This window comes from Pseudomonas sp. FSL W7-0098, from assembly GCF_005930585.1.
GTDB lineage: Bacteria > Pseudomonadota > Gammaproteobacteria > Pseudomonadales > Pseudomonadaceae > Aquipseudomonas > Aquipseudomonas bubulae.
The window spans coordinates 1-15,750 of the sequence record NZ_RXHW01000013.1 but is presented as its reverse complement, the minus strand read 5'-3'; the positions used below and the strand labels follow the sequence as shown (position 1 = coordinate 15,750).

The following is a 15,750-nucleotide window of genomic DNA, read 5'->3' as shown; positions in this document are numbered from 1 at the left end:
CGAGCCTGCTCGCGAAATCTTCAAGCACCATCGTCGGCTGCCTTCGCGAGCAGGCTCGCTCCCACACAGAGTCCACAGATTTCGTCGATCTTCATCTCAATGCCATCTCTATAACGTAAATAGCGGGTAAAGAGCCTTTTCATAACGGCCCGCACTGCTTATCGTTCCACCTCCTGAAAATTATCGCTCGCGCTAATGGTTGATCACTCCATGCAATCCTCTGTTTCCCACAAATCCCGTTTCTGGCTGTTTGGCCTGCTGGTCTTGCTGATAGTCCTTGGCCTGTGCTGGTGGCTATGGCCGTCTGCCGCAAAAAAGGCTGCGACCGATCAGCCCGCCGGGCACACCGGTCGCTCGGGCATGATGCGCCCGGGCTTTGGTGGCTCGACCCAGCCCGTGCCGGTGCGGGTGTCGGAAGTAACGCAGGGCGATTTCCCGATTTACTACAAGGCGCTGGGCACAGTGACCGCATTGAACACCATCAATGTGCGCAGCCGTGTAGCAGGGGAACTGGTCAAGGTCTATTTCAAGGAAGGGCAGATGGTCAAGGCAGGCGAACTGCTGGCTGAGATCGACCCGCGCAGTTATCAAAATGCCCTGCTGCAAGCCGAAGGCACGTTGCTGCAGAACCAGGCCCAGCTGAAAAATGCCCAGGTCGATGTGCAGCGCTACCGCGGGCTGTACGCCGAGGACAGTATCGCCAAACAGACCCTGGACACCGCCGAAGCGCTGGTCAGCCAATATCAGGGCACGGTGAAGACCAATCAGGCGGCGGTCAACGATGCCAGGCTGAACCTGGATTTCACCAAGATCCGCGCACCGATCAGCGGCCGTGTGGGCCTGCGTCAGCTGGACGTCGGTAATCTGGTAGCAGCCAACGACGCCACGGCCTTGGTGGTGATCACCCAGACCGAGCCGATTGTGGTCAGTTTCACCTTGCCCGAGACCAACCTGGCGCTGGTGCTTGAGCGTTATCGCAGCGGCGCGAAAATGCCGGTGCAGGCCTGGAACCGTGGCGATACCAAAGAGCTGGCAGTCGGTGTGTTGAGCAGCATCGACAATCAGATTGATATCACCACCGGTACCCTGAAGTTCAAGGCATTGTTCGAGAACCGCGATCAGGCGCTGTTCCCTAACCAGTTTGTCAATGTACGCCTGTTGGCCGACACCCTTAAAAACGTGGTGCTGGCTCCCACTGCAGCGATTCAGTACGGCACCAACGGCTCGTTCGTGTATGCCATGGACGGTGACAACAAGGTCAAGATTCGCAGCATTAAAGTGGGTGCCACCGATGGCGATGTGACCGTGATCGAAGAAGGCCTCAAGCCCGGTGATCGTGTAGTACTCGAAGGTACCGACCGTCTGCGTGATGGTGGCGCGGTGGAAGTGGTCAACGACAGTGCCGAAGTACCGGAAACGGCTGCCGGGCAACTGCTCGATGGCGGTGCCGATACCGATGCCACCCCGGCCGCGCACAACACCAAGTCCAAGGCCCGCGAATGAACCTGTCGCGCCTGTTTATCCTGCGCCCGGTTGCAACCACGCTGTGCATGCTGGCCATCGTGTTGTCCGGGATCATCGCCTATCGCTTGCTGCCGGTATCGGCCTTGCCCCAGGTGGATTACCCGACCATCCGCGTGATGACCCTGTACCCCGGGGCCAGCCCGGATGTGATGACCAGTGCAGTGACGGCACCACTTGAGCGTCAGTTCGGGCAAATGCCGGGGCTTACGCAGATGGCCTCCACCAGTTCCGGTGGTGCTTCGGTACTGACCCTGCGTTTCAATCTCGACATCAATATGGATGTTGCCGAGCAACAGGTGCAGGCTGCGATCAACGCCGCCAGCAACCTGCTGCCCAAGGATTTGCCGGCACCGCCGGTGTACAACAAGGTCAACCCGGCGGATACCCCGGTACTGACCCTGGCCATCAGCTCCAAAACCATGCTGTTGCCCAAGCTCAATGACCTGGTCGATACGCGCATGGCGCAAAAAATTGCCCAGATCAGCGGCGTGGGCATGGTCAGCATCGCTGGCGGGCAACGCCAGGCGGTACGGATCAAGGTCAACCCTGAAGCGCTGGCTGCCAATGGCCTGAACCTGGCCGATGTGCGCACCCTGATCGGTGCGTCCAACGTCAACCAGCCTAAGGGTAACTTCGACGGCCCTACCCGGGTGTCGATGCTGGACGCCAATGACCAGCTGAAAACCCCGCAAGAATACGCCGAACTGATTCTTGCCTATAACAACGGCGCACCGCTGCGACTCAAGGACGTGGCCGAAATTGTCGACGGCGCCGAGAACGAGCGCCTCGCAGCCTGGGCCAACGAAAACCAGGCGGTGCTGCTCAATATCCAGCGCCAGCCCGGTGCAAACGTGATTGAGGTGGTGGACCGGATCAAGGCACTGCTGCCAAGCATTACCGACAACCTGCCCGCCGGCATCGATGTCACGGTGCTGACCGACCGTACACAAACCATTCGCGCCTCAGTGCGCGATGTGCAGCATGAATTGCTGATCGCCATCGCCCTGGTGGTGATGGTGACCTTCCTGTTTCTGCGCAGGGCCAGCGCCACCCTCATTCCGTCGATTGCCGTACCGCTGTCGCTGGTCGGCACCTTTGGCGTGATGTACCTGGCCGGGTTTTCCATCAACAACCTGACGCTGATGGCCCTGACCATCGCCACCGGCTTTGTGGTCGATGATGCCATCGTCATGCTGGAGAACATCTCGCGCTATATCGAGGAAGGTGACAGCCCGATGCAGGCGGCGCTCAAGGGCGCCAAACAGATCGGCTTCACCCTGATCTCGCTGACCCTGTCGCTGATCGCGGTATTGATCCCGCTGCTGTTTATGGCCGATGTAGTGGGGCGCCTGTTCCGCGAATTTGCCATCACCCTGGCGGTGGCGATCCTGATCTCGCTGGTGGTCTCGCTGACCCTGACCCCGATGATGTGCGCGCGCCTGCTCAAGGCCGAACCCAAGCCTGAAGAGCAGGGGCGTTTCTACCGTGCCAGCGGCGCGTTTATCGACTGGATGATCGCCGAGTACGGGCGCATGTTGCAGTGGGTGCTCAAGCACCAGCCGCTGACCCTGCTGGTGGCCATCGGTACACTGGCCTTGACCGTGTTCCTGTATATGGTGGTGCCCAAGGGCTTTTTCCCGGTGCAGGACACCGGGGTGATCCAGGGCATTTCCGAGGCGCCGCAATCGATTTCGTTCAGTGCCATGAGTCAGCGTCAGCAGGAGCTGGGCAAGATCATTCTGCAAGACCCGGATGTCGAGAGCCTGTCCTCCTATATTGGCGTGGACGGGGATAACCCGACCCTCAACAGCGGTCGCATGCTGATCAACCTCAAGCCCCACAGCGAGCGCAGCGACAGTGCCATCGAGGTGATTGCGCGGCTGCAGCCGCAACTGGACAAGCTGTCGGGCATCCGCCTGTTTATGCAGCCGGTGCAGGACCTGACCATCGAAGACCGCGTCAGCCGTACCCAGTACCAGTTCAGCCTGTCATCCCCGGATGCTGACATGCTCAGCACCTGGACGCAGAAACTGGTCACCGCGTTGTCCAATCAGCCTGAACTGGTCGATGTGGCCAGTGACCTGCAGGACAAGGGGCTGCAGGTATACCTGGTGATCGACCGCGATGCGGCATCACGCCTGGGCGTGTCGGTGGCCAATATTACCGATGCCCTGTATGACGCTTTCGGTCAGCGGCAGATTTCGACCATTTACACCCAGGCCAGCCAGTACCGCGTGGTCTTGCAGGCCAAGGACGGCGAGAAAATCGGCCCGCAGGCGCTGGATCAGATCCACGTCAAGACCACCGATGGTGGCCAGGTGCGGCTGTCGAGCCTGGCCCGGGTCGAGGAGCGTCAGGCACAACTGGCCATTTCCCATATCGGCCAGTTCCCTTCGGTAATGGTCTCGTTCAACCTCGCGCCCGGCGTGGCATTGGGCCAGGCCGTGGAACTGATCGATCAGGTGCAGAAGGACATCGGCATGCCGGTGGGGGTCAAGACCGAATTCCAGGGTGCCGCGCAGGCGTTCCAGGCTTCGTTGTCGAGCACTTTGCTGCTGATTCTGGCGGCGGTGGTGACCATGTATATCGTGCTGGGGGTGCTCTATGAGAGCTACATCCACCCGATCACCATTCTCTCCACCCTGCCATCGGCAGCAGTGGGTGCCTTGCTGGCGCTGATCCTCAGCGGCAATGACCTGGGCATGATTGCGATTATCGGCATCATCCTGCTGATCGGTATCGTCAAGAAAAACGCAATCATGATGATCGACTTCGCCCTCGACGCCGAGCGCAATCAGGGCATGGCGCCGGAGCAGGCGATCTATCAGGCGGCACTGTTGCGCTTCCGGCCGATCCTGATGACTACCCTGGCAGCGTTGTTTGGTGCCGTACCGCTGATGCTGGCCACCGGTTCCGGGGCAGAATTGCGCCAGCCCCTGGGTCTGGTGATGGTCGGTGGTTTGCTGGTGAGTCAGGTCTTGACTCTGTTTACTACCCCCGTGATCTATCTGTACTTCGATCGCTTGGGGCGTCGCTGGCGTGGTGATGCGGCCCAGGCTGAGCAGGCGTCGGTATGAACCTGTCCGGCCCGTTTATCAAACGCCCGGTAGCCACCATGCTGCTGAGCCTGGCAATCATGTTGCTGGGCGGGGTGAGCTTTGGTTTGCTGCCGGTGTCGCCGTTGCCGCAAATGGATTTCCCGGTGATCGTGGTGTCGGCCAGTTTGCCCGGGGCCAGCCCCGAGGTGATGGCATCTACCGTGGCCACGCCGCTTGAGCGGGCCTTCGGTGCGATTGCCGGGGTCAATACCATGAGCAGCAATTCAAGCCAGGGCTCGACCCGGGTGATTTTGCAGTTCGATCAGGACCGCGACATCAACGGCGCGGCGCGGGAGGTGCAGGCGGCGATCAACGCCTCGCGCAACCTGCTGCCCAGCGGCATGAAAAGCATGCCCACCTACAAGAAGATCAACCCCTCGCAAGCACCGATCATGGTGTTATCGCTGACCTCCGAGGTGTTGTCCAAGGGCCAGCTCTATGACCTGGCCTCGACCATTCTTTCGCAAAGCCTGTCCCAGGTGCCGGGTGTAGGTGAAGTGCAGATTGGCGGCAGCTCGCTGCCCGCCGTGCGCATCGAGCTGGAACCGCAACTGCTCAACCAGTACGGCGTCTCGCTGGATGACGTGCGCAACACCATTGCCAATGCCAACGTGCGCCGGCCCAAGGGCGCAGTGTCCGATGGCGAGCGCAACTGGCAGATCCAGGCCAACGACCAGCTGGAAAAGGCCAAGGACTACGAACCGCTGATCATCCGTTACCAGGATGGCGCGGCGCTGCGCCTGAGCCATGTGGCCAAGGTCAAGGACAGTGTTGAAGACCGTTACAACAGCGGTTTTTTCAATAACGATGCGGCGGTGCTGCTGGTGGTCAACCGCCAGGCCGGGGCCAATATCATCGAGACCGTGAACGCGATCAAGGCCCAGTTGCCGGCCTTGCAGGCGATGCTGCCGGCAAGCGTGCAGCTGAACCTGGCCATGGACCGTTCACCGGTGATCAAGGCTACGCTGCACGAGGCCGAAATGACCCTGCTGATCGCCGTGGCGCTGGTGATTCTGGTGGTGTTCCTGTTCCTCGGCAATTTCCGCGCTTCGCTGATTCCGACGCTGGCGGTGCCGGTGTCGTTGGTGGGCACTTTTGCCATCATGTACCTCTACGGCTTCTCGCTGAACAACCTGTCGCTGATGGCGCTGATTTTGGCCACCGGGCTGGTGGTGGACGACGCTATCGTGGTGCTGGAGAACATCTCGCGGCATATCGACGCCGGTGTGGCGCCCATGAAAGCGGCCATGCTGGGCGCCAAGGAAGTCGGTTTTACCCTGCTCTCGATGAACGTGTCACTGGTAGCAGTGTTCCTCTCGATCCTGTTTATGGGCGGGATTGTCGAGAGCTTGTTCCGCGAGTTTTCCATCACCCTGGCCGCTTCGATCGTGGTGTCGCTGGTGGTGTCCCTGACCCTCACGCCCATGCTTTGCGCACGCTGGCTAAAACCCCATGTGCCGGGCACGGAAAACGCCATGCAGCGCTGGAGCATCCGCCTTAACCAGCGCATGGTCAGCGGCTATGCACGCAGCCTGGACTGGGTGCTGCGGCACAAGCGCCTGACATTGCTCAGCCTGCTGGTGACCATTGGGGTCAACGTGGCGCTGTATGTGGTGGTGCCGAAAACCTTTATGCCGCAACAGGACACCGGGCAACTGATCGGTTTTGTGCGCGGTGACGACGGCCTGTCGTTCAGCGTGATGCAGCCGAAAATGGAAATCTTTCGCAAGGCTGTGCTGGCCGATCCTGCGGTAGAAAGCGTTGCCGGTTTTATTGGTGGCAATGGCGGCACCAACAACGCCTTTATGATCGTGCGTCTCAAGCCGATCTCGGAACGCAAGGTGTCGGCGCAAAAGGTCATCGAACGGCTGCGCGAGAGCATGCCCAAAGTGCCCGGCGGCCGCCTGATGCTGATGGCTGACCAGGACCTGCAGTTTGGCGGTGGGCGTGACCAGACCAGCTCGCAGTACTCCTACATCCTGCAAAGCGGCGATCTGGGCGAGTTGCGCACCTGGTATCCAAAAGTGGTGGCCGCGTTCAAGGCATTGCCTGAGTTGACCGCTATCGATGCCCGTGAAGGCCGCGGTGCCCAGCAGGTGACCCTGGTGGTTGATCGCGACCAGGCCAAGCGCCTGGGGGTGGATATGGACATGGTCACTGCCGTGCTCAACAACGCCTACAGCCAGCGGCAGATTTCCACCATCTACGACAGCCTGAACCAGTATCAGGTGGTGATGGAGGTCAACCCCAAGTACGCCCAGGACCCCGAAACCCTGAATCAGGTGCAGGTGATAACCGCCGATGGCCAGCGTATTCCGCTGTCGGCCATTGCCCACTATGAGAACAGTCTGCAGAACGACCGGGTATCCCACGAGGGCCAGTTCGCCTCGGAGAGCATTGCGTTCGACCTGGCCCCCGGTGTCACCCTGGAGCAGGGTACGGCAGCCATTGAACGGGCGGTGGCCAAGCTCGGCCTGCCGGAAGAAGTGATCGTGAAAATGGCCGGTACGGGCGATGCTTTTGCCGCCACGCAAAAAAGCCAGCCGTTCATGATTCTTGGCGCCTTGGTAGCGGTGTACCTGGTGCTGGGGATTCTCTATGAGAGTTACATCCACCCGTTGACCATTCTGTCGACCTTGCCGTCTGCCGGTGTTGGTGCGTTGTTGAGCATTTACCTCACGGGCGGGGAGTTCAGCCTGATTTCACTGCTGGGGCTGTTCCTGTTGATTGGTGTGGTAAAGAAAAACGCGATTTTGATGATCGATCTTGCCCTGCAACTGGAACGTCATTCGGGCCTCGACCCGCAAGCGTCGATCCGCAGTGCCTGCCTGCAACGTTTAAGGCCGATCCTGATGACCACCCTGGCGGCCATTCTCGGTGCCTTGCCACTGATGCTGAGCAGCGCCGAAGGCGCGGAAATGCGCCAGCCCCTGGGCCTGACCATTATCGGCGGGCTGATCTTCAGCCAGATTCTGACCCTTTACACCACGCCTGTGGTTTACCTCTATCTCGACCGCCTGCGCCATCGCTTCAACAAATGGCGCGGCGTGCGCACTGATGCTGCTCTGGAAACTCCGCTATGACCTCTCGTTCGTTTTTCCTTGCCCCGGCGTTGTCCGTTGCGCTGCTTAGCGGCTGTGCCATCGGCCCGGACTACCAGCGCCCGCAAACGGCGGCGCCCCTTGAGTACAAGCAGGCAGCCGGCTGGACCCAGGCCAATCCGAGCGACTCACTGGCCCGAGGTGCCTGGTGGGAGCTGTATGGCGACCCGCAGCTCAATGCGCTGGTCGACAAACTCAACAGTGCCAACCAGAGCGTTGCGCAGTCTGAAGCCCAGTTCCGTCAGGCCCAGGCCTTGGTGCGCAGTGCGCGCGGGGCGTTCCTGCCCAGCGCCGACCTTAGCGTGGGCAAGACCCGGTCCAGCCAGGGCACCGGCAGCTCAAACTCCAGCCTGACCAGCTCCAGCAGCGGCATACGGGACACCTTGAATGCCCAGGTCGGGGTGAGCTGGGAGGCCGACGTTTGGGGCAAGTTGCGCCGTGGTCTGGAAGCCAACGAGGCGAGTGCCGAGGCCAGCCTGGCCGACCTCGCGGCGATGCGCCTGAGCCAGCAGTCGGAGCTGGTGCAGAACTACCTGCAATTGCGGGTGATCGATGAGCAGAAGCGTTTGCTCGAAGCCACGGTCGAGGCCTATCAACGTTCACTGAAAATGAGCGAAAACCAGTACCGTGCGGGAATTTCCGGCAAGGATGCGGTGGCTCAGGCGCAAACCCAGTTGCGCAATACCCAGGCCAGCCTGATCGACCTGATCTGGCAGCGGGCGCAATTTGAAAACGCAATAGCGGTGCTCACCGGTCAAGCACCAGCAGGGTTCAACCTGGCGGAAATTAAAAACGTACCCAAGTTGCCGCAGATCCCGGTCAGCCTGCCGTCGCAACTGCTGGAGCGGCGTCCTGACATCGCTTCGGCGGAGCGCTCGGTGATTGCTGCCAACGCCAACATTGGTGTAGCCAAGGCGGCTTACTACCCCGATTTCAGTTTGAGCCTGTCGGGTGGCTACAGCAGCAGTCAGTATCAGGACTGGATCAGCGTGCCCAACCGCTTCTGGTCGGTGGGGCCGAAAATCTCCCTGCCGTTGTTCGATGGTGGCCAGCGCTCGGCAGAAGTCGATCGCAATGAAGCCGTGTATGACCAGACGGTGGCCAAGTATCGCCAGACCGTGCTCGACGGTCTGCGGGAAGTGGAAAACTACATGGTGCAGTTGAAGGTCCTGGGCGATGAGTCGGTGGTACAGGAGCAGGCACTGGAGTCGGCCCGCGAGTCGTTGCGCCTGACCAGTAACCAGTACAAGGCGGGCTTGATTGCTTACCTGGACGTGGTTTCGGTGCAAACAACAGCCCTGAGCACCGAGCGCAGCGTACTTAACTTGCTGCAGAGCCGTCTGATTGCCAGTGTGCAACTGATTGCGGCGCTGGGTGGCGGCTGGGATGGCAATACCGAGTTGAGCGACTGACGCAGACCCCTCACCCCAGCTTGATCCGCTTTTGCTCTTGGTTCCCTCTCCCTCTGGGAGAGGGCCAGGGTGAGGGGCTTTTGATCCGGCTCAATACGGCCAGCTCGCCGAATTACGCTATATCCCCCGATCTGCCAGCCGCTCACGAATAAAACGTAAACCTGTCCTTGCCGTCATGCTTGGAGCCGTACAGCGCCTTGTCGGCCTTGGCCAGCGCCTGGTTGAGGGTGTCTTCCTCTTCGACCCGGGCCAGGCCGATACTGATGGTCACGGGGTGTGCGTCGGGATCTTCACGCACCCGGCGACACAGACTCTGCGCCAGTACTTCGACGTCTTCGCGGCGCACGCCGGGCAGGTACACGGCAAACTCCTCACCACCCAGCCGTGCGTACGCAAAATCAGCCATCACTGCCTTGATGCTGGCGGCCGTACGCTTGAGCACCTCATCGCCAATATCATGGCCGTACTGGTCGTTGACCTTCTTGAAATTGTCGATATCGATCATCGCCAGATAGTGGTCGTGCTCCCTGGGGCGGGTCAGCAGTACATGCCCGGCCTGAAGCATGAAAGAGCGCCGGTTGGGGATCTCGGTCAGGGCATCGATGTAGGCCTGGGCCACCAGTAACTTGGACATGGTGTAATTGTGCAGCTTGATCCGGCGCAGCTTGAAAAAACTGTAGGTGGTCAGGCTGCACAAAAAGGTGAAGTAGCAGAGGATCAGCAAGCCGCGCAGATCCATGACCGAGACATCGGCCATCAGGAAAGGGTTGAGGGTGACACAGCTGATGGCGGCAACGGCGAGAAACGCCCAGCGGCTGAGCGGCAGCACCGACGCGCTATAAAGAATGCTTGAGGTGGCGAGTGCCAGCCAGATCGGCTGGGTCTCGGCTGGCAGGCCGAAAATGATCAGGCGCAAACCGAGTGTGATGATGGCTACGAAAACCGTATTGAGTACATCGAAGTGCCGGTAATTGCCGACAAAGCCCAGAATAATGGTCAACCCCACCATGACGCTGATAAACAGCAGGGACAGGCCGGTAAACCCCTGGCCGCCCTTGGTGCTGACAATCAGGTTGAACAGTAACCAGATAGCAATGCTGGTGATATAGGTCAGGCTGCAAAAATTGCGCAGCTTTTCGAAATCATGTTGGGCAAATTCAGCTTGCAAGGCGGGCGGGGCGGCCTGTTTCGAGATCTCATTTTCAATGGTTTTGAGCATTGCGAGCCTTGATCACTGTCGGATGGCGGAATCCGGGTGATCAGGCACTCAAGCATGTCTGCCGCCCAGGTTACCTCGTTAACCCTAGCAGGAGTTGGGCGCTTATCGATACAGGGCAAGCAGGGCAGGCAGCGCCCCAGGCTCAACCGTTCTGGCTGAACACTTCACCGATACTGCGCCGGCGCGCATGCAGCTCGCTGGCTCGAATCAACTCTTCGAGATCTTCGGGGGTAACGTCGATAAATGCGTCCATTTGCTGCAACGCATGGTGCAAATCTTCAGCACTGATGCCCGGGTTGATCGGTGCCTGATCGGTGCTGGCCGCAGGGCTCGGCTCGGACGGTTTTTTCGGGTAACGCACGCGGGTCAGGTTGTTATAGGCCAGCGCCGCGAGCAGCATGCACACTGCGCCGAGCATCACCGGTGCAAGCATGCCCCAGCCAAGACTGGCACTGTCCGGGTCGGCCAGTACCACCAGCAGCGCCAGTGCACCTGCAGGCGGGTGCAGGCAGCGCAGCAGGCACATGCTGATCATTGCCAGACCTACGGCCAGGCACGCGCTGTCGAGGCTGCGGCCAAGAAAATGCACCACCCCCAGCGACACGACCGTGGCGCACAGATAGCCGCCGACAATCGACCAGGGTTGCGCCAGTGCACCCGAGGACACGGCAAACAGCAAAATGGCCGAAGCGCCCAACGGGCCGATCAGGTGCATGGCCACGGGCAGGCCATAGAACAGGCTGCAGAACCACACACTGAATAGTGTGCCAAGGGACACGCCAATGGCGGCACGGCTCCATTCGGTGGGGCGGGTGTTCGTAGCCGCAGGCAATAGGCGGCTGATCCAGCGGGTTTGCATGGTCAGGTAAATCCGGTTTTGTGAAGCAGGAAGGTAAAAAAAGGGCCTGGCGGGTTAACCGGCAAGCCCTTGAAAATGTTCCTTCATCTGGGGGAGGAACGCGAGCAGTCTGCCCAGCCGTTAACCAATACGCAAATGCATAATAATGATGGTTAAGTGCATTTAAATTGATGTTTGGTGGGGTGGAGCATTACCTGGGCATGGCTGCCCGGTTTCCCGGGCGAGCCAGCCATGAAAAGTTGGCCCAATACGCGCTCATGCACCCCATTGCTTACTAAACGTCGCTCGATCTGGTTGCACACGGCAGGGCTGTATTGGCCAGTGGTTCTTTTATTACGAGCAGGGCATTTCGCGGTTTTATCGGCGTGCCCGGTTCGGGTGCGCGGGTCTCGCCCTTAACAATATAGAGATGACCCACCAGCTGTGGGTCATCGCACCTGGCAGGGGATTTTCAGCCTGCGCATTGAATTTCTTGCTATAAACGCACTCCATTAGCCCCGCTGAGCACGTTTTTCGTCACTTTCCAGGTTTTGCTGGACAAATAGGTGTGTTTTCAGTTGCTGAGTCGATAACTCGGCCTTAGACTGCCGCCCCTCGTAAATTGAGTGCCGGGTGGCGCTTGAAATAGATGGCACCTAACTGGTTGGGATGAAGATCGGTCAGAACGCTCCCTAATTCGCCTTAATGCACGTATTTTTTATAGAGAAATCAATGACAAAGGATAAGTTGCTGGCCATGCCGGCGGATGACTACATGAATGCCGAGCAACATGCTTTTTTCAGCGAGTTGCTGCAAAACATGAAGGTCGAAACCCACGAGCGTATCGAGCAGAACCGCATCGCGATCGAGAGCCTGGACACTCCGGCTGACCCGGCCGACGCTGCTTCGGTTGAAGAAGAGCGCACCTGGCTGGTGAACGCCATCGACCGTGATCAGCGCATGCTGCCCCAGCTCGAACAGGCGCTGGAACGTATCAAGGATGACAGCTTCGGCTGGTGTGATGACAGTGGCGATGCAATTGGCCTCAAGCGCCTGCTGATCAGCCCTACCACCAAGTACTGCATCGAAGCTCAAGAGCGTCACGAGCAAATCGACAAGCATCAGCGTCAAGCCTGAAGGCTTGACCTTGCCGGAGCCGTGTCCTGCGGTTCCGGTAGCTTGGGCTGCGCAGCCGTCCGCGCTGTCGCCCTGGCCTCTGTTGTAATTCCCCGTAAAAATTTAAACCTGACGTTGAGCTGAGTGTTTTGGTCATGCCCCTTTATATTTGGCACGGCGTTTCCACGCGAAGCTGAAAAGAACGAGGGCCAGTGTCATGAGTCACTCAAGCAATACGGGGTATGTATTGCGTGTCGGTATTTTTTTTGATGGCACGGCCAATAACCAGTTCAATATCCTCTCGGGCCGCGAGCGCCAGGCCCGGGGCCTCAAGGTCGAACCCGGCAGCAGTTATGCCGGTGAACCCACCAATATCGCCCGCCTGCACCGGCACTACCCTGTGCAAACGACGTTCAAGGATGCACAGGCGCTGACTTCGCTCTACGTCGGCGGTATTGGCACAACCACAGGGGCAGTTGATACCTCCTTCCCGGGCCTGACCTATGGCCGTGGGCGCACCGGGGTGCTGGGCAAGGCCGATGAGGCCCTGGAGCAACTGAGCCAATGTCTGGCGCAATTTCTACGGCTGGCTCCCGCCAATGCCCTGAGCCGTCTGCAACTTGACCTTTTTGGCTTCAGCCGCGGCGCTGCCGCAGCCCGCCACTTTGCCAACCAGGTGCATGCCACGGCCTTCACACAGCAGTTTGCGCTGGCTTCTGACTTCAAGTGCAGCATCGAGTTTATCGGGCTCTTCGATACTGTTGCAGCCATGGGCGGGCTGGAGGACCTGGGTGATGTGGGGGATGACATCAATCCGGGGCTCAATCTGTATCTGGGGCCTGAGTGCGCGCAACAGGTGGTTCAGCTGTGCGCACGGGATGAGCAGCGACGCAATTTTTCCCTGACCCGCATTGCCCCGCAATGGCCGCTGGATATATCCCTGCCCGGAGTCCATGCCGATCTTGGCGGCGGTTATCCGGTCGAGATGCAAGAGCAGGTGCAGTTGACGCGCTGGCAAAGCAATCTGGTCAGCCCGTCCACACCCATCAGGCTGACCAGTGCCTGGAAGCTGGCCCAGGCGCAGTTGCTGGACTGGCAAGCCAGGGATTTGATTGATCCGCTCGCTGAGCAGGACTTCGTGCAAATGCGCACCGAAGAGCAGAAGGCCGGCAGCCGCCAGGACCCGATGAAGCGCGTCCAGGCCGCCGTCTTTATGCAGCGCCGGGTGCTGGGTCATCTTTCCCGTGTGTATCTGCGCATCATGCATTCGCTGGCATGCAAACAGGGTGTGCCCTTTGCCGCCTTGAACAGTGCCCAGGATGCCTTGCCTGATGAACTGTTGCCCATCGCTGCAAGGCTCGAAGCGCAGGTACTGAAAAGTACAATCAAGCTCACCCCTGCCCAGGAGCGCTTGTTGCGTCAGCGCTACGTTCATCAATCGGCCAATTTCAATGCCAATGTGGGCCAGGGGCTAGGGGTACTCGACAAGGCGTTTTTCAATATTGCCCAAGAGGGCGGGCGCAATGTTTTCGAGCAAAAACCGCCGGTTTGAGCCCGCATGCAGGGGATATTGTTACCGCTGATGCAATGCAGCTATGCAGGGCATAGCTTTTTCCAGCGTCCTTAACTCTTTAAGATGGCCGACATCGTTAGGTGACTAACTAAATAGTTGGAGTATCCACCATGTCCAATCGGGTAGATGTTGCCGTGATGATCGGCTCGGGTGTCCCCAAGGGGTTGCGGGCCACGGGGCAGAAGGCCTGCTGGGTTGTGCTGGTCAACGGCGAGCAACGCGGGACGGCGTTCTCCAGCCGCATGGAAGCTGAAGAGTGTCGCGCTGCCTGGCTGGCGCAGCTGAGCGCTAGCGCGTGCGCAATGCAGGCTCGGGCTCAGCGTGCTTGACGGGTTACGTCAAGATGCGTTCAGGGCGCCTGCGTCCACTGCGAGCTTCAATTCCTGCGCCGAACCCCTGGCGGCAATTTCAGCCTGCTCGGCGGTCTTGAACCAGCGGTCTTTCTCGACCTGATGGTAAGTCACGGTTTTCAACGGTGGCTTGGCGCGCATCACGATCACGGCCTGAAACTCACCATCGACTTCTTTGGACTCGCCGCGGATAAAAAATTCGCCAATATCAAATTCCGTCACGTGTCGCTTTCCCTTCGAGGTAATGAAGCCGGACAACCCGGCGGCATGGGCCAGGCTGATTTTTCGGCCAGTATGGCAGTTGTTGACAGCCAGCGGCGCAGTTAACGACGAAAGCCCTGTAGAACCGGGCCTCAATCAAGAAAAATTTACGGATTCCCTGACTGAGAAGTGGATGTGTATACCCAACTTCGGGCATGAGCCGGTAGAATGGTGGTCCTGTCGTATTTTTAGTCTTGATGTCACATGCCACTCCTTGCCCCATCAGCCAGGAGATTTTGCTGTACCCGGTTTTTTAATAAGTGGGCTGAGGCCTTTTTTCTGCTGCCTGTTATTTGTTCTGGTAGCGCCACTTCACGTTTTCGAGGGTTTTTCGTTGGCAGTCAGCAATCTGGAAATGCATGCGTTGTTTGTTCTGGGTGATTTGCGGGCACGTTTGGTCAAACTGTTCCAGTCCCGCTTTGTGTACGTTACCGAGCAGAACGCTGAAGGTATTTACATCGCTGAAATCGATACTGAATCAGCGCTGGTGGTAGATGACAAGCCGGGTCTGGGGCTCAAGGTCGGTGATCATTTTCGCGCAGCAGTCTTGCCCAGCCGCGAAGGTGGCAAGTTCGAAATCAAATTTCGCGATATCAAAATGACGATCTACGGCATCGGTGACTACGCCTATGTCAGCTCGCCTCTGGGCGAAGGTATCGTGTTCAAGGAAGGTCAGACCGTGATGCTGATCTTCGCAGCCCAGGAGCAGCTCAAGGAAGGCCTGAGCAAGACCCTCAAGGCCGTGACCGCCAAAGCGGCCAAATGGCCCAAGGGCGAGCTGGCGTTCAAGGCCAGCAAAGAGTGACCGAAACCTGAGCAAAACACCTGTTGCAGTTGACGAGTAGAACGAGGCTACGTCCGGCGGCGAAGCCGTCGTAAACCCGGTGAGCCGGGTTTGACTGGCAGACCGCAGTGCCTGTTTTGGGGCTGCTGCGCAGCACAACGCAGCCTCGTTCCTACGCCAGCAGCTACAGAATCACTGCAACTGTGGGAGCGAGCCTGCAACAGAGTCTCTCCAGAGACTGCCAGCTCACGTTTTTCGGGATTTTTCGTACAGGTTTGTCAATTGCTGCGTGACGGTTGAGGCCTGCTTGATCTTGTTTGTTTAACTGATACGTTGAGTACATATCCGGCATTTGTGTCTAACTGAGACTATGGTTTCGACCTTACGTCGAGTCCCTTTTGGAAGGACCCAAAAGGAACCAAAAGGTCCTCGCCCCATCGTACGGCCTTCGCTGCGCTCAGGTTCCCTCGCTCC

Annotated in this window: 11 protein-coding genes; 8 read left to right on the top strand and 3 right to left on the bottom strand. The window is 59.0% G+C overall.

What is annotated here, in order from left to right:
* The first annotated feature begins 195 nt into the window (after positions 1–195).
* From FHL07_RS20765 to FHL07_RS20750, 4 genes are read left to right on the top strand one after another with little or no spacing between them, the layout of a single operon-like run.
* Positions 196–1,503 (top strand): MdtA/MuxA family multidrug efflux RND transporter periplasmic adaptor subunit, encoded by a 1,308-nt coding sequence (locus FHL07_RS20765; RefSeq protein ID WP_095024286.1) that lies wholly within the window; start codon positions 196–198, stop codon positions 1,501–1,503.
* On the top strand, positions 1,500–4,601 hold the full coding sequence (locus FHL07_RS20760) for an MdtB/MuxB family multidrug efflux RND transporter permease subunit (RefSeq protein ID WP_095018855.1): 3,102 nt from the start codon (positions 1,500–1,502) through the stop codon (positions 4,599–4,601). The genes FHL07_RS20765 and FHL07_RS20760 overlap by 4 nt, the downstream gene beginning before the upstream one ends.
* A complete protein-coding gene (locus tag FHL07_RS20755) occupies positions 4,598–7,705 on the top strand; it encodes an efflux RND transporter permease subunit (protein WP_138738870.1) in 3,108 nt (1,035 codons plus the stop codon). The genes FHL07_RS20760 and FHL07_RS20755 overlap by 4 nt, the downstream gene beginning before the upstream one ends.
* On the top strand, positions 7,702–9,135 hold the full coding sequence (locus FHL07_RS20750; RefSeq protein WP_095021211.1) for an efflux transporter outer membrane subunit: 1,434 nt from the start codon (positions 7,702–7,704) through the stop codon (positions 9,133–9,135). The genes FHL07_RS20755 and FHL07_RS20750 overlap by 4 nt, the downstream gene beginning before the upstream one ends.
* Positions 9,136–9,277: 142 nt before the next feature.
* Here the strand turns inward: FHL07_RS20750 and FHL07_RS20745 are convergent, their stop codons facing one another.
* Positions 9,278–10,354 (bottom strand): GGDEF domain-containing protein, encoded by a 1,077-nt coding sequence (locus FHL07_RS20745; protein WP_095002396.1) that lies wholly within the window; start codon positions 10,352–10,354, stop codon positions 9,278–9,280.
* Positions 10,355–10,496: 142 nt separating this feature from the next.
* Positions 10,497–11,213, bottom strand: a complete 717-nt coding sequence (locus FHL07_RS20740) for an HPP family protein (protein ID WP_095002397.1) — start codon at positions 11,211–11,213, stop codon at positions 10,497–10,499.
* A 711-nt stretch (positions 11,214–11,924) separates the two neighbouring features.
* On the opposite strand from FHL07_RS20740, the gene FHL07_RS20735 reads away from it, so the two are divergent.
* The 3 genes from FHL07_RS20735 (at position 11,925) to FHL07_RS20725 (ending at position 14,210) form a co-directional block, all read left to right on the top strand.
* Positions 11,925–12,329 (top strand): TraR/DksA family transcriptional regulator, encoded by a 405-nt coding sequence (locus tag FHL07_RS20735; protein WP_016780464.1) that lies wholly within the window; start codon positions 11,925–11,927, stop codon positions 12,327–12,329.
* A gap of 196 nt (positions 12,330–12,525) precedes the next feature.
* Positions 12,526–13,860 (top strand): phospholipase effector Tle1 domain-containing protein, encoded by a 1,335-nt coding sequence (locus FHL07_RS20730; RefSeq protein WP_138738869.1) that lies wholly within the window; start codon positions 12,526–12,528, stop codon positions 13,858–13,860.
* Positions 13,861–13,991: 131 nt separating this feature from the next.
* Complete coding sequence (locus FHL07_RS20725) at positions 13,992–14,210, top strand: hypothetical protein (protein ID WP_095002399.1); 219 nt, start codon at positions 13,992–13,994, stop codon at positions 14,208–14,210.
* Positions 14,211–14,219: 9 nt separating this feature from the next.
* Here the strand turns inward: FHL07_RS20725 and FHL07_RS20720 are convergent, their stop codons facing one another.
* Entirely contained in the window at positions 14,220–14,453 is a 234-nt protein-coding gene (locus FHL07_RS20720; protein ID WP_095002400.1) for a hypothetical protein, read from the bottom strand.
* Between the two features lie 373 nt (positions 14,454–14,826).
* On the opposite strand from FHL07_RS20720, the gene FHL07_RS20715 reads away from it, so the two are divergent.
* Positions 14,827–15,297, top strand: a complete 471-nt coding sequence (locus FHL07_RS20715; RefSeq protein ID WP_095002401.1) for a hypothetical protein — start codon at positions 14,827–14,829, stop codon at positions 15,295–15,297.
* Positions 15,298–15,750 lie beyond the last annotated feature (453 nt).

What these genes read in the sequence shown, in the direction of transcription:
- FHL07_RS20765 (WP_095024286.1), top strand. Translation starts at nt 196, where the DNA reads ATGGTTGATCACTCCATGCAATCCTCTGTTTCCCACAAATCCCGTTTC.
- FHL07_RS20760 (WP_095018855.1), top strand. Translation starts at nt 1,500, where the DNA reads ATGAACCTGTCGCGCCTGTTTATCCTGCGCCCGGTTGCAACCACGCTG.
- FHL07_RS20755 (WP_138738870.1), top strand. Translation starts at nt 4,598, where the DNA reads ATGAACCTGTCCGGCCCGTTTATCAAACGCCCGGTAGCCACCATGCTG.
- FHL07_RS20750 (WP_095021211.1), top strand. Translation starts at nt 7,702, where the DNA reads ATGACCTCTCGTTCGTTTTTCCTTGCCCCGGCGTTGTCCGTTGCGCTG.
- FHL07_RS20745 (WP_095002396.1), bottom strand. Translation starts at nt 10,354, where the DNA reads ATGCTCAAAACCATTGAAAATGAGATCTCGAAACAGGCCGCCCCGCCC.
- FHL07_RS20740 (WP_095002397.1), bottom strand. Translation starts at nt 11,213, where the DNA reads ATGCAAACCCGCTGGATCAGCCGCCTATTGCCTGCGGCTACGAACACC.
- FHL07_RS20735 (WP_016780464.1), top strand. Translation starts at nt 11,925, where the DNA reads ATGACAAAGGATAAGTTGCTGGCCATGCCGGCGGATGACTACATGAAT.
- FHL07_RS20730 (WP_138738869.1), top strand. Translation starts at nt 12,526, where the DNA reads ATGAGTCACTCAAGCAATACGGGGTATGTATTGCGTGTCGGTATTTTT.
- FHL07_RS20725 (WP_095002399.1), top strand. Translation starts at nt 13,992, where the DNA reads ATGTCCAATCGGGTAGATGTTGCCGTGATGATCGGCTCGGGTGTCCCC.